This is a genomic window from Salinivibrio sp. PR5, from assembly GCF_001996085.1.
Classification (GTDB): Bacteria; Pseudomonadota; Gammaproteobacteria; order Enterobacterales; family Vibrionaceae; genus Salinivibrio; species Salinivibrio proteolyticus.
Genome location: NZ_MUFK01000012.1, coordinates 1 through 12,933, shown reverse-complemented (window position 1 = coordinate 12,933; position 12,933 = coordinate 1). Strand labels below are relative to the sequence as shown.

Annotated in this window: 12 protein-coding genes and 2 rRNA genes; 8 read left to right on the top strand and 6 right to left on the bottom strand. The window is 50.9% G+C overall.

Annotation, left to right across the window (positions count from 1 at the left end; translation table 11 throughout):
• Positions 1 to 73 precede the first annotated feature (73 nt).
• Both BZG82_RS06590 and BZG82_RS06585 read left to right on the top strand, forming a co-directional pair.
• Positions 74 to 1,960 carry a methyl-accepting chemotaxis protein gene (locus tag BZG82_RS06590; RefSeq protein WP_077765439.1) on the top strand — a complete coding sequence of 629 codons (1,887 nt, stop codon included), beginning with the start codon at positions 74 to 76 and terminating at the stop codon, positions 1,958 to 1,960.
• 179 nt (positions 1,961 to 2,139) lie between these two features.
• Positions 2,140 to 4,017: a methyl-accepting chemotaxis protein gene (locus BZG82_RS06585; protein ID WP_069589729.1), complete on the top strand. Its 1,878-nt coding sequence runs from the start codon at positions 2,140 to 2,142 to the stop codon at positions 4,015 to 4,017.
• A 54-nt stretch (positions 4,018 to 4,071) separates the two neighbouring features.
• Here BZG82_RS06585 and epmA read toward each other — a convergent pair whose 3' ends face one another.
• On the bottom strand, positions 4,072 to 5,049 hold the full coding sequence (epmA, locus tag BZG82_RS06580) for an elongation factor P--(R)-beta-lysine ligase (RefSeq protein ID WP_077662837.1): 978 nt from the start codon (positions 5,047 to 5,049) through the stop codon (positions 4,072 to 4,074).
• A 310-nt stretch (positions 5,050 to 5,359) separates the two neighbouring features.
• Between epmA and frdA the strand changes: the two genes are divergently transcribed.
• The 4 genes from frdA to frdD are packed head-to-tail and all read left to right on the top strand — an operon-like array spanning position 5,360 to position 8,668.
• Positions 5,360 to 7,165: a fumarate reductase (quinol) flavoprotein subunit gene (frdA, locus tag BZG82_RS06575; RefSeq protein ID WP_077765465.1), complete on the top strand. Its 1,806-nt coding sequence runs from the start codon at positions 5,360 to 5,362 to the stop codon at positions 7,163 to 7,165.
• Positions 7,162 to 7,917: a succinate dehydrogenase/fumarate reductase iron-sulfur subunit gene (locus tag BZG82_RS06570; RefSeq protein ID WP_069589731.1), complete on the top strand. Its 756-nt coding sequence runs from the start codon at positions 7,162 to 7,164 to the stop codon at positions 7,915 to 7,917. The genes frdA and BZG82_RS06570 overlap by 4 nt, the downstream gene beginning before the upstream one ends.
• On the top strand, positions 7,914 to 8,297 hold the full coding sequence (frdC, locus tag BZG82_RS06565) for a fumarate reductase subunit FrdC (protein WP_077765438.1): 384 nt from the start codon (positions 7,914 to 7,916) through the stop codon (positions 8,295 to 8,297). Before BZG82_RS06570 ends, frdC begins: the two co-directional genes overlap by 4 nt.
• Before the next feature lie 8 nt (positions 8,298 to 8,305).
• Entirely contained in the window at positions 8,306 to 8,668 is a 363-nt protein-coding gene (gene frdD, locus BZG82_RS06560; RefSeq protein ID WP_077458292.1) for a fumarate reductase subunit FrdD, read from the top strand.
• A gap of 70 nt (positions 8,669 to 8,738) precedes the next feature.
• Here frdD and efp read toward each other — a convergent pair whose 3' ends face one another.
• Positions 8,739 to 9,305 carry an elongation factor P gene (gene efp, locus BZG82_RS06555; protein WP_069586864.1) on the bottom strand — a complete coding sequence of 189 codons (567 nt, stop codon included), beginning with the start codon at positions 9,303 to 9,305 and terminating at the stop codon, positions 8,739 to 8,741.
• Between the two features lie 33 nt (positions 9,306 to 9,338).
• On the opposite strand from efp, the gene epmB reads away from it, so the two are divergent.
• Positions 9,339 to 10,361 (top strand): EF-P beta-lysylation protein EpmB, encoded by a 1,023-nt coding sequence (gene epmB, locus BZG82_RS06550; protein ID WP_077480418.1) that lies wholly within the window; start codon positions 9,339 to 9,341, stop codon positions 10,359 to 10,361.
• Positions 10,362 to 10,448: 87 nt separating this feature from the next.
• Positions 10,449 to 10,937 (top strand): GNAT family N-acetyltransferase, encoded by a 489-nt coding sequence (locus BZG82_RS06545; RefSeq protein WP_077765437.1) that lies wholly within the window; start codon positions 10,449 to 10,451, stop codon positions 10,935 to 10,937.
• On the opposite strand, the gene BZG82_RS06540 is transcribed toward BZG82_RS06545, so the two are convergent.
• The 4 genes from BZG82_RS06540 to BZG82_RS06525 form a co-directional block, all read right to left on the bottom strand.
• On the bottom strand, positions 10,934 to 11,575 hold the full coding sequence (locus tag BZG82_RS06540; RefSeq protein ID WP_077480419.1) for a flavin reductase family protein: 642 nt from the start codon (positions 11,573 to 11,575) through the stop codon (positions 10,934 to 10,936). The genes BZG82_RS06545 and BZG82_RS06540 overlap by 4 nt on opposite strands.
• Positions 11,576 to 11,583: 8 nt before the next feature.
• Complete coding sequence (locus tag BZG82_RS06535; RefSeq protein WP_077674704.1) at positions 11,584 to 11,964, bottom strand: thiol-disulfide oxidoreductase DCC family protein; 381 nt, start codon at positions 11,962 to 11,964, stop codon at positions 11,584 to 11,586.
• Positions 11,965 to 12,514: 550 nt separating this feature from the next.
• Positions 12,515 to 12,630 (bottom strand): 5S ribosomal RNA (gene rrf, locus BZG82_RS06530).
• A gap of 164 nt (positions 12,631 to 12,794) precedes the next feature.
• A 23S ribosomal RNA gene (locus BZG82_RS06525) occupies positions 12,795 to 12,933 on the bottom strand; the annotation flags it as partial.

Below are 12,933 nucleotides of genomic sequence, written 5' to 3'. Positions count from 1 at the left end.
TGGCTCAAGCTTTCTACAATTAAGCAAATACTCAATAAAAGAGTCGTAAACGTGGTAGTACGAGGGACGTTTCATGAAATTCACCATTAAGACCAAAATATTACTTGCTGTTGCTTTGGTCGTGGCCTTAGTTAGCGTGGTTCAAGCGTGGTTCTCCGTGACCCAGCTAAAAGACGAAACACAACAAAATGTCACCGCTCAAATGCGCGATACCGCCTTATCCACCAGTAACTTTATTGATGAGTGGCTAGATATTCGCAGTAAAATGCTCCTGGCCAATGTGCCGCTCATTGCCAGTCAATCTAATGTGGATCGCGAACTGCTCTTAACCAAACGACAAGGTAATTTCCTGACCGTTTACGCAGGTTTTTCCGACGGCTCCGTCGCGTTCGGGGATAAAACCGAAACCTGGCCGGCTAACTATGACCCTCGGACTCGCCCTTGGTACAAGAAAGCAAGCGCAGCGGATGGCTTAATCATCACCCCACCCTATATTGACGCCAATGGCGCAGGGATGGTTATCAGCTTTGCCAAAGCCTTTAACGACCGTTTCCAAGGTGTGATAGCGGCCGATCTATCGGTCAATGCCATTGTTGAAGAAGTGCTCAACGTCAAAATGCCGAATAACGGTTTCGCGTTTCTCGTAGACAGCAACAATAACGTTGTAGCCTACCGAGACACTACGCTCAGTAATAAACCGCTCACCCAAGTCGATGATGAACTCACGCCTGCGTTTATTCAACAGGCGCGCAATAGCAATGCGTTACAGAGTATAGTTTTTGATAGCGACGGTCGCAAAAAACTGGTCGCCATCACTCATGTCGAAGGGGCTAACTGGAGCTTAGGGGTGGTGCAAGACAGGGAGCTCGCCTTTGCATCCGTGTCTGAACAAATTATTTCGACCCTCATCACGTCCGTGATTCTGTTTGTCATCATTGCCCTGATTGCCGGTGCGCTTATCCATCGCATGTTGGCGCCGCTAACCCAATTGACGCACGCGGTCAGCTCACTATCGAAAGGGAGCGGTGACCTCACTCAACGCCTCGATATTGTGCGTCATGATGAGATTGGTGAACTGGCTGGCCACGTCAACGCGTTTCTAGAACAACTGCAATCCATGATTGGTCGTAGCGTCTCGCAAAGTGTGGCGCTTTCAGAGCGTGCTGAGCAATGTCGAGAACTGGCGCACCAATCAAGCGGCTTAGTCGGTCAGCAGCAAGGCGATGTGGATCAAATTGCCACCGCCATTCACGAAATGTCCACTACCGCGAATGAAGTCGCCAGCCATGCCGAGCTGACGGCACGCTCCGCGCAAGATGCAGAAAGTGCCTGCCGTGATGGGCTCACCGTGGTGGAAGATAACCGTGAGGCGATCACCCAGCTAGCTGAACACGTTGATCAAGCCACCAACGTAATTCGCGAATTAGACACCAACTCACAAAGCATCAATCAAATTATCTCCACCATTCAAGATATCGCCGAGCAAACCAACTTGTTGGCCTTGAACGCCGCGATTGAGGCCGCCCGTGCCGGTGAACAAGGGCGTGGCTTTGCGGTCGTCGCCGATGAAGTGCGCGTGCTCAGTCAGCGTACCCATGACTCTACCGAAGAGATCCGCAACATGATTGAAACACTACAAAGTACAACGCAGCGTGCGGTAGATGGCATGACACAAAGTAACGAAATGGCAACCTCCAGTGTCGAACGGGCTGCGTCAGCCAGTGACAAACTGAACGAGATCACCCGTGCGATTGGGGACATTTCCGAAATGGCAGCACAAATTGCCAGTGCGGCAGAGGAACAGCGGGCCGTCACCGAAGACATTAACCGAAATACCCAAGCCGTGCGCGATTTGTCACTGGAGATCCATCAAAAAGCGACCGACACCGGTGAGCAAGGAGAATATATGGCCAACGCCGCGCAAGAAATGCATGGCGACTTGTCCAAATTCAAAGTCTAGTCCAAACGGCAGCCTATCCACGTAGGCTGCCTCCTCCATCCACTGGCAGTAAGATCACAAATCCCACACCTCTCTACCTCTTTTCACTGCGCACTGACACAAATTGCATAACTGATCGGATTTTACTGCAAACGACACGTTTACAATCAGTCTAATCTCTTAGATGTGGAAATGTGTCTATGCCCAAACCAACCATAAAACTGAAAATCATTGTGGCCATCGCCTTGATCGTCGCCTTGGTCAGTGCGGTGCTTGCCACCATTTCAGTCCGACAATTACAAAACGAAACCACCAGCAGCATCACTAAACAGATGCAAGACGTCGGCGATGCCACTGCACAGTTCATCGATAGCTGGCTAAGTACCCGTGCGGATATGTTGTTGGCCAATGAATCCTTGATTGCCAATCAACCCAATGTTGACCGTGAGTTGCTCGTCACCAAGCGCGCCGGACACTTTTTGTCTGTCTATGCCGGGTTCAGTGATGGTCGTATCGCATATGGCGACAAAAGCGAAGATTGGCCTGCAGATTACGATCCTCGCACTCGCCCTTGGTATAAGAACGCCAATCAGAGCAGCGAGCTGATTATTACCGAGCCTTATCAAGACTTTGATGGCAGTCTGGTGGTCAGCTTAGCGAAATCCTTTAATGGCCGCTATCAAGGGGTGATTGCCGCTGACGTGACCGTCACCGACATTGTCGATCAGGTCCTAAACCTCAAGCTCAGCAATGGCTTTGCGTTTTTAGTCGATGGCAGCAACAGTATTGTGGCTTACCGTGATACCGAACTCAGTCGACAACCTCTCACCGAGCTCGATGCGGAACTGACGCCAGCATTTATAGACAGTGCCAGTCGTCAGGGCAAACTGGTGACCTTTGATTTAAAGGGTGAAGACAAGTTACTCGCAGCCATTGACGTGCCGAATACCGATTGGACCTTGGGGATTGTCGAAGATAAGAGCGACGCCTATGCCTCCGTGTCAGAGCAAATCACCTTTGTGGTGGTCGCCTCCGTGATCCTCTTTATCGTGATCGCGTTTATTGCCGGTGCCTTAATCAAACAGCTCCTGAAGCCATTAAGCGAGTTAACCGGCGCCGTCCATGCCCTTTCCGCGGGTGAAGGCGATCTGACCCAACGCATTAATATTGTTCGTCAGGACGAAATTGGTGAACTGGCCGAATACATGAACGCCTTTCTCGCCCAACTTCAGCAAATGGTCGGTAAAGCGGTCAATCAGAGCATGACCCTGTCGCAAAGCGCAGAAGAGTGTCGCACGCATGCCCTGCAATCAAGCCAATTGGTTGATAAGCAGCAAAATGATGTTGACCAGATTGCCACCGCTATCCATGAGATGTCCGCCACCGCCAATGAAGTGGCCAGTCACGCTGAAGACACCGCTACCTCCGCCCAACAAGCCGAACAGTCGTGTCAAGAAGGGTTAAGTGTGGTAAGCGATAACCGAAATGCGATCACCCAATTGGCCGATCAAGTAGAACGGGCCACCAATGTCATTCGTGAATTGGATGAAAATGCTCAGAGCATCAACCAAATCATTGCGACCATTCAAGGTGTCGCAGAACAGACCAACTTGTTAGCATTGAACGCCGCCATCGAAGCAGCACGCGCGGGTGAGCAAGGGCGTGGATTTGCCGTTGTGGCCGATGAAGTGCGAGTGCTCAGCCAGCGCACCCATGACTCGACCGAAGAAATTCGCAACATGATTGAGACCTTGCAGCACACCACCCAACGTGCGGTGGATGACATGATGCAAAGTAATAATATGGCGACATCGAGTGTTGAGCGCGCAGAAGCGGCCAGCGAACGACTCAATCAGATCACCACAGCAATCAGTACGATTTCTGAAATGGCGATCCAAATTGCCAGCGCCGCAGAAGAGCAACGTGCGGTGACTGACGATATCAACCGCAACACCCAAGCGGTGAAAGATCTCTCCTATGAGATCCACCAACAAGCAAGTGCAACCGGGGACCAAGGCGAAAGCATGGCGCAAGCAGCACGTGACATGCACCAAGACCTGTCAAAATTTAAAGTCTAGGTGAGTGCCCTTGCCTTTCAAACGCCACCGCGAGGTGGCGTTTTTCTTACGGCGCTACGCGCGTGAGACAGGAAACGCGGTCACCGCATCAATGTGATCACAACCGAGCGCGAGCATCACAAGGCGATCTATCCCTAGCGCGACCCCAGCACAATCCGGCAGCCCCGCTTCCAAGGCGGCGAGTAAGTGTTGATCGATAGGTTGCGGGCGCAAACCTCTTGCCACTCGCATCGCATTGTCCGCCTCAAAGCGGCGGCGCTGCTCCTGCGCATCTTGAAGCTCATAGAACCCATTAGCGAGTTCAATGCCTTGAAAATACACCTCAAAGCGGTGTGCAACACGTGGATCCGCCTCACTGATTTTGGCTAACGCGGCTTGAGACGCCGGAAAGTCGTAAACAAAAGCCGGCGCCTGCTGACCAATATTTGGCTCAACCATCACCGAGAAAAGCAGTTGCAACAAGGTGTCTTTGTCGGTTTCATCCTCAGTGATATCGGCAAGCCCTTGGGTAGCAGCAAGGGCTCGCAGCTGGTCAATATCCGCGCGTAATGGACAAAGTCCAGTGCATGATTGAAAAGCTGCTTGGTAGCTCATTCGCGTCGCACCTTGGCACTTGAGTACCGCTTGCAACAGCGCATCCATTTCATCCATCAACTGGTGATGGTCAAAATCCGGTCGATACCACTCGAGCATGGTAAATTCTGGATTGTGATAACGCCCCGCCTCTTCATTACGAAACGCCTTACTGATTTGATAAATGGCGCCGCTACCCGCCGCCAGTAATCGTTTCATATGAAATTCTGGACTGGTCATCAAATACAAAGGCAGCCCCTTGGCAAAGCCCGGGCCGACCAGTGAGGTGGAAAAACTGTGCAGGTGCACATCCGTCACCGCCGCTTGGCTCAACGCTGGGGTATCGACTTCCCATACCGCACGCTCAGCAAAAAATTGACGAATGCGGGCAATAATGGCCGATCGTTTTTTCAACTGTGTTATTGAGGCCGTTGGCTGCCATGAACAGGCTTGAGTCATGATATCAGTCTCTCATTACGCGAATGGCGTCAGTCTAGCGTCACGCTGGCGAATAACAACCAGCACGCCAAGATGAAGCACGACATAAACGTGGCACTATGCGCATTCTGTTTGTAAGCAAACGCTGTTTTTTCATGGTTCGCCGACACTTAACGACCCACCTCACAGTTTTATGCAATTTAACCCCCATGCCCGCAAAATCGCTGCAATTCCCCAACTGAATCAATTTTTACTCGGAGAGGATTGCCTACCATGTCGGCAGAACAATAAACAAGCCAAGCACTGGCTTTCCCTACACTGGAGGATGAACGTGCAGACCATCACCACAGATATTGCAGTTATTGGCGCCGGTGGCGCTGGACTGCGCACCGCCATTGCGGCCGCTGAGGCGGATCCGTCTCTCAATATTGCCCTGGTGTCCAAGGTCTACCCGATGCGCTCACACACTGTGGCTGCAGAGGGTGGCTCGGCTGCCGTCATCAAGGATGAAGACAGCCTAGACAACCATTTTAATGACACCGTTAGCGGCGGTGACTGGCTATGCGAGCAGGACGTTGTGGACTACTTCGTCAAGCACTGCACCGAAGAGATGATCCAATTAGAGCAATGGGGTTGCCCTTGGAGCCGTAAAGACGATGGCAGCATCAATGTTCGCCGTTTTGGCGGCATGAAAGTCGAGCGTACATGGTTTGCCGCCGATAAAACCGGCTTCCATATGCTTCACACCTTGTTCCAAACCTCGATTAAATACCCACAAATTCAGCGTTTAGATGAATACTTCGTGGTCGACTTAATCGTGGATAATGGCCAGATCCAAGGCCTCATTGCCCTGCATATGGCAGAAGGTGAACTGGTCTGCATTAAAGCCAAATCTGTGGTGCTCGCCACCGGCGGTGCTGGCCGGGTGTACAGCTGTAACACCAATGGTGGCATCGTTACCGGTGATGGCATGGCGATGGCTTATCGCCATGGTATTCCATTACGTGATATGGAGTTTGTGCAGTATCACCCCACAGGCTTGCCCGGCACTGGCATCTTGATGACCGAAGGCTGTCGCGGTGAAGGGGGGATTATTGTCAACAAAAATGGTTATCGCTATTTGCAAGATTATGGCCTTGGCCCAGAGACACCCGTGGGCGAGCCAAAAAACAAATATATGGAGTTGGGGCCGCGCGATAAAGTCTCACAAGCCTTTTGGCACGAGCAACAAAAAGGGAACACCATCAAGCATCCATTAGGTGATGTGGTGCACCTTGATTTGCGCCACTTAGGTGAAGACTTCTTACAAGAGCGGTTGCCGTTTATTTGTGAATTAGCCAAAGCGTACGTCAACGTCGATCCGGCCAAAGAGCCAATCCCAATTCGTCCGACCGTCCACTACACCATGGGGGGCATAGAAACCAATGCCCAGACCGAAACCCGCGTAAAAGGACTCTTTGCGGTGGGCGAATGCTCCTCCGTCGGCCTACACGGAGCCAATCGCTTAGGATCGAATTCACTGGCTGAGCTGGCCGTATTTGGTCGACTCGCCGGAGAAGGTGCCGCACAACGTACGCGTGAGTTTACGGGGTGGAATCAAGCGGCGATCGATGCCCAGATCCAAGACGTTAAAGCACGCATTGATAAGCTCTTGAGCCATCAAGGCGAAGAAAACTGGGCAGATATTCGCAAAGAGCTGGGGGACGCCATGGAATCCGGCTGTGGTATTTATCGTCGCGAAGATCTAATGCAAGCCACGATTGATAAAATCGCCGAACTGAAAGCTCGCTATCAACAGATCAGCATCCAAGATCAAGGCAGTGTGTTTAACACCGACTTGTTGTATGCCATCGAAGTAGGTTACGGGCTCGAAGTGGCCGAAGCCATGGCGCATTCTGCCATTCAGCGACGCGAGTCTCGTGGCGCCCATCAACGCCTTGATGATGGCTGCACAACCCGTGATGATGACAACTACCTCAAGCACACCTTGGCATTTTACCAACCCGAGGGTGGCCCACGGATTGATTACAGTGACGTGAAGATCACCAAGTCTCAACCGAAAGACCGCTTGTATGGTGATGCTGCGGAGCAGGCTCAAGCGGCCAGTGAGGGACAACAAGAGGAGCAAGCACAATGACGCAAGCTACCTATAGAGTTTCTATCCTTCGCTACGATCCTGCAAAAGATGATGCACCTTACGCGCAGGAGTTTGTCGTCCCCGGAGACGACACCTTCTCTGTGCTTGATGCGCTGGGCTATATCAAAGACAACCTCGACAAGTCATTGGCTTATCGCTGGTCATGTCGCATGGCCATTTGCGGCTCGTGCGGCATGATGGTCAATGGCGTGCCTAAACTCGCGTGTAAGGCTTTTTTACGCGATTACCCTAACGGCGTACTGATTGAGCCGCTAGCAAACTTTGCGATCGAAAAAGATTTGATTGTCGACATGACGCCATTTATTGAGCGCTTGGAAGCGATCAAACCTTATATTCTCGGCAACGACCGTCGTCCTGAAGACGGCCCTAACACACAAACCCCTGAGCAGATGGCGCGCTATAAGCAATTTGCCGCCTGCATTAACTGTGGTTTATGTTACGCCGCTTGCCCGCAGTTTGGTCTCAACCCAGACTTCCTCGGCCCAGCCGCACTGACCCTCGCCCATCGCTATAACCTCGATAGCCGAGATGGGGGACAACATGAGCGTATGCCACTGATAAACAGCGATAACGGGGCATGGGGATGTACCTTTGTGGGCTACTGCTCAAAAGTCTGCCCGAAAGGTGTCGATCCGGCGGGCGCGGTCAACCAAGGCAAGGTTGCCTCTACCCAAGATATGGTGATCGCCATGTTTAATCCCAATAAAGAAGGCAAGGAGATAACAGGATGAGTAACCGTAAACCTTATGTGCGGCCCATGCCTCGTACTTGGTGGCTGCATCATCCGTTTTATCGCTTTTATATGGTCCGCGAGGCCACGGTACTGCCTTTGGTCTTTTTCACACTGAGCCTCACTGCGGGTTTGATTTGTCTCGTACAAGGCCCTCAAGCGTGGCAAAGCTGGCTGGATTATATGGCCCACCCTGTGGTGATCCTATTAAACGTGGTCGCTCTAGCGGCAAGCCTGTTTCATGCCACGACATTTTTTAGCATGATGCCGCAAGTGATGCCGATTCGTATCAAAGGAAAATTGCTCGACGGCAAGTGGGTGATTGGGGCGCAATGGGGAGCCGTTGCGGTGATTTCGTTACTGGCCTTGGTGCTCATTTAGGAGGCGTTATGATTGATTTAAAACCTAAGCGCTCCGACGAGCCGGTATGGTGGAGCTTGTTTGGTGCAGGCGGTACATGGTTTGCCATGTTCACACCAATTACTGTCTTGATTTTGGGTGTTTTGATCCCACTTGGGATCATCGACCCATCCGCCCTAAGTTACGAACGTGTGATGATGTTCGCAGAGCACTGGTTAGGTAAGTTGCTGATCTTGGCGACCCTTGCCTTACCGATGTGGCATGCCATGCACCGCATCCATCATGGTTTACATGATCTTAAACTGCACGTGGGGCTGGCAGGGAAAGTGGTTTGCTATGCCATCGCCTTTGCCGTCAGCGTCGCTGCCGCGCTACTCGTCCTTGTCGTATAGCGCCTAAGCATACAAAAAAGCCCTGAGCCATTTCGGTCAGGGCTTTTTTATCGGACATTCGCAATGCCAGTTATTTTACGCGGCTCACGTACTCACCCGAGCGCGTATCCACTTTGATGACTTCACCGATTTGAATAAACAAAGGCACACGAACAACGGCCCCTGTGATCAGTGTCGCGGGTTTACCGCCAGTACCTTGGGTATCCCCTTTTAGGCCCGGATCGGTTTCAGTCACTTCAAGTTCGACGAAGTTAGGTGGGGTAACCACGATTGGGTCACCATTCCACAACGTGAGTGTACAGGTGTTGTTTTCAACTAACCATTTGACGTTATCACCCACTGCACTCTCGTTGGCAGCGATTTGCTCAAAGGTTTCGTTGTTCATGAAGTGATAGAACTCACCATCTGTGTAGAGGTAGTCCATTTCCACATCGATCACATCGGCAGCTTCAACGCTGTCACCTGATTTGAATGTTTTCTCTAGAACCTTACCGGAAATCAGCTTACGGATTTTAACCCGGTTGAAGGCTTGGCCTTTACCCGGCTTCACGAACTCATTTTCGGTAATGACACACGGCTCGTTATCGAGCATAATTTTCAATCCGCCGCGGAATTCATTGGTGCTGAAAGACGCCATCTTGATCCTCTTAACATCTTCGAGTTTTCACAAATGTCGCACATCATAACCCGAATCCAGCCTGCTGTTGAGCGAAACTGGATCAAAGAACTCGCAGAGGGGATCACAGATCCCAAGGAACTGCTGCAACTGCTTGAAATTTCACCATCCGACTGGGAGGCAGGATTTAGTGCTCGTCGCCTTTTTGCCCAACGTGTGCCACGCAGTTTTGTGGCTAGGATGGAAAAAGGAAACCCTGATGATCCACTGCTAAAGCAAGTCCTCCCTATTGCCGACGAGTTTAATGACGTTGACGGGTTCAGCGCTGACCCACTGGAAGAGCAAGACAATGCGATTCCTGGGTTGTTACACAAGTACCACAACCGTGTCTTACTGATCGTTAAAGGAGGCTGTGCAATCAATTGCCGTTATTGCTTCCGCCGCCATTTCCCTTATCAAGACAACAAAGGCAGTAAACGCGTATGGCAAGGGGCGCTGGACTATATCGCCGCCCATCAAGAGATTGATGAAGTGATTTTATCCGGTGGTGACCCGCTGATGGCCAAAGATGAGGAGCTCGATTGGCTCATCAGCGCCATAGAAGGCATAACGCATGTTAAGCGACTCCGCATTCATTCACGGCTACCTGTGGTGATCCCCGCTCGTGTCACCTCTGCGTTTACCGAGCGCTTATCACGCTCACGTTTACAAGTGGTGCTCGTCACCCACATCAACCACGCCAATGAGATTAATGCAGAATTAACCCACAAACTCCACATGCTGCGACAAGCAGGCATCACGCTACTTAATCAAAGCGTGCTTCTCAAAGGCGTGAATGACAGTGCGGATGCGTTGGTGGCACTGAGCCAACGGCTGTTTGAGGCTGGCGTTTTGCCTTACTACCTGCATGTATTGGATAAAGTCCAAGGCGCCGCTCACTTTTTAGTCTCAGACGATAAAGCGCGCGCCTTAATGCAAGACATTATCGGCCAGCTTTCCGGCTATTTGGTCCCCCGACTGACCCGAGAGATTGGCGGGCGAGCGAGTAAAACCCCGCTTGATCTGCATTTAGAGTGAATAATCAGTGACTTAATTAATATAAGCTGTTGATTTATTTTTGCTTCCATGGCTTATTAGAGAGAAAGCTCACCACAAGGATGTGTTATGTCTCTGATTATTCGTCAATACCACGCCGACGACATTCCGGCGATACGCGATATCTATGCGCAACCCAAGGCGCAAGCAGGCACCTTACAATTGCCGATGCCAAGCCTCGCCATGTGGGAAAAACGGCTTAATAACGTGCCAGATGGCGTATACCCATTGGTTGCCGAGCTGGAAGGTAAAGTGGTCGGTAATCTCGGCTTCGTCATTGCCGCGAATCCTCGCCGTCGCCACGTTGCAGATATTGGCATGGGCGTTCATGATGCCTATCAAGGCCGCGGCATAGGCAGTGCGCTCATGGAAAAAGCGATCGATTTAGCCGAAAACTGGCTGAACGTATCACGGATAGAGCTAACCGTTTATACGGATAACCCGGCTGCGATCCACCTCTATCAAAAATTTGGCTTTGAAATTGAAGGCACCGCCAAACAGTTTGCGTTCCGCAATGGCGAGTTTGTCGATGCCCACTACATGGCGCGCACCCGCTAATCAAGCCACTCGGGGAAACAATCCGGTTTGGCGTAGCTAAGCCGACCAATGCGTGCGGTACGGTGGTAGCTATCTAAACCGCTAACCGCAACGCTGCCTGCTTGTTCAATATCTACGTAGCCATCATCTTTGACACACGATTCTGGCACATGAACTTCGCTGATTTCTCCGATCAGTAAATGTGTACCATTAATTGCCAGCGTATGCTCTTCTCTCAACACTAATCCCAAGCGCACCGCAGCTTCTTGCACGTAAGGGGCATTGAAGCGCTCTCGCCATAATGGCGTCAGACCCACTTGATCAAATTCTGAGACGTCGTGAGGATAGCGTGCAGATGTTTGATGCGCGGCAGTGAGCATCGCCTCACTCACATGGTTGAGTGTATACACACCTAACTGACGAATGTTTTCAAGAGAGTCCCGCACCACGGTATCAGGTCGGATAATCACTCCCATTAACGCCGGATTCGCGCCCAAGTGGAAAGCAGAGCTAACCATACACAAGTTCGTTTGTCGTTCAGCGTCGCAGGTACCCAATAAGTTTGCTGACTTAAAGCCTGACAAACTATTGATAAAGGCTGCGCGATAACGCTTTTCCATGCTCATGATGTCATCATGGCCGAACACACTCAAAGACATAACCTTCCTTATTTCAGTTGGCACTGTTGGCAACGCGCCTGCCCGGTTAATAATGCAGAGATCCGATACCGGTGGCGGGCAAAAAACAAATAAGCTTTGTCCGCAAACCAAGCGATCACGGGCCAGCGTAACCAACTCACCCAATACCCCTTGCCTACCGCGTGCCATGCAGCATAGGTTGCGTCTAAACCATACACCATCTGTCCTTGACTATCTTTGGCGTGCAAAATGCGATTAGCGGCTTTGGGATCCACATCGGGGAAACGTGCTGCAAAATCGGGATGATGGATATCTTCCAGTATGAGCTGTTGGTTTTTATCCCAACGTGACAGCTTGCGCATTTCCTTGACGCATAACGGGCACAAACTGTCATAAAATAGCGTCACCATAAACGTCCCTCCTAATCTCGTTTTAATACGCATAACGACATCGGTACGATCAGGTGTTTACGCCTATCCAGCATGGATAAAACCCACGTCAGCCAGTTCTCAGCATAGCGATCCAAGCCTTATACGGCCTATTAGGTAGTCAGAAATGTGGAAAAGTGTCGGTTGGTGTCTGTGTGATGAGCATTTGCAGCGAGACGCATAGGGCTGATACACCCTCAAGATACAAAAAAGCCCCGACCGTGAGGTCAGGGCTTGGTGTTTCTGCTAATTAAAGTCTTACATTTAGCAGCTTTAATTAGGTTATCTTATTTGATGCGATGAGGATGTTGAATCGAGACGCGCAGGGCTGATGCACTCTCAAGATACAAAAAAGCCCAGACCATAAGGTCAGGGCTTGGTGTTTTCTCATCAAAGTCTTACGCATATCCGCTTTGATGCTTAAATTGTGTCTGTGTGACGGGAGTTTTGAAGCGAGACGCGCAGTGTACGTCAGTACATGAGCATCGTAGCTATCAAAAATCGCAAGCAACAGTCACAATTTATAATCAAAGCCTGGCGATGTCCTACTCTCACATGGGGAGACCCCACACTACCATCGGCGCTGCTTCGTTTCACTACTGAGTTCGGCATGGAGTCAGGTGGGTCCAAAGCGCTATGGTCGCCAAGCAAAATTTTGTCTGGAACAAAATTTAACGCACTTCAGTGCGGCCCGTCAGGGTCAAATACAAGGATGTATTTGATAAATTCGTTCCTAAATCTAGAAAGCTGTTTGTTCTCGCCACAATCAACTGGCTTATTTTAAGTCCAACCCAAAACCTCTTGGGTGTTGTATGGTTAAGCCTCACGGGCAATTAGTACAGGTTAGCTCAACGCCTCACAGCGCTTACACACCCTGCCTATCAACGTCGTCGTCTACGACAACCCTTTAGAGAGCTCGAAGCTCTAGGGATGACTCATCTCGGGGCCAGC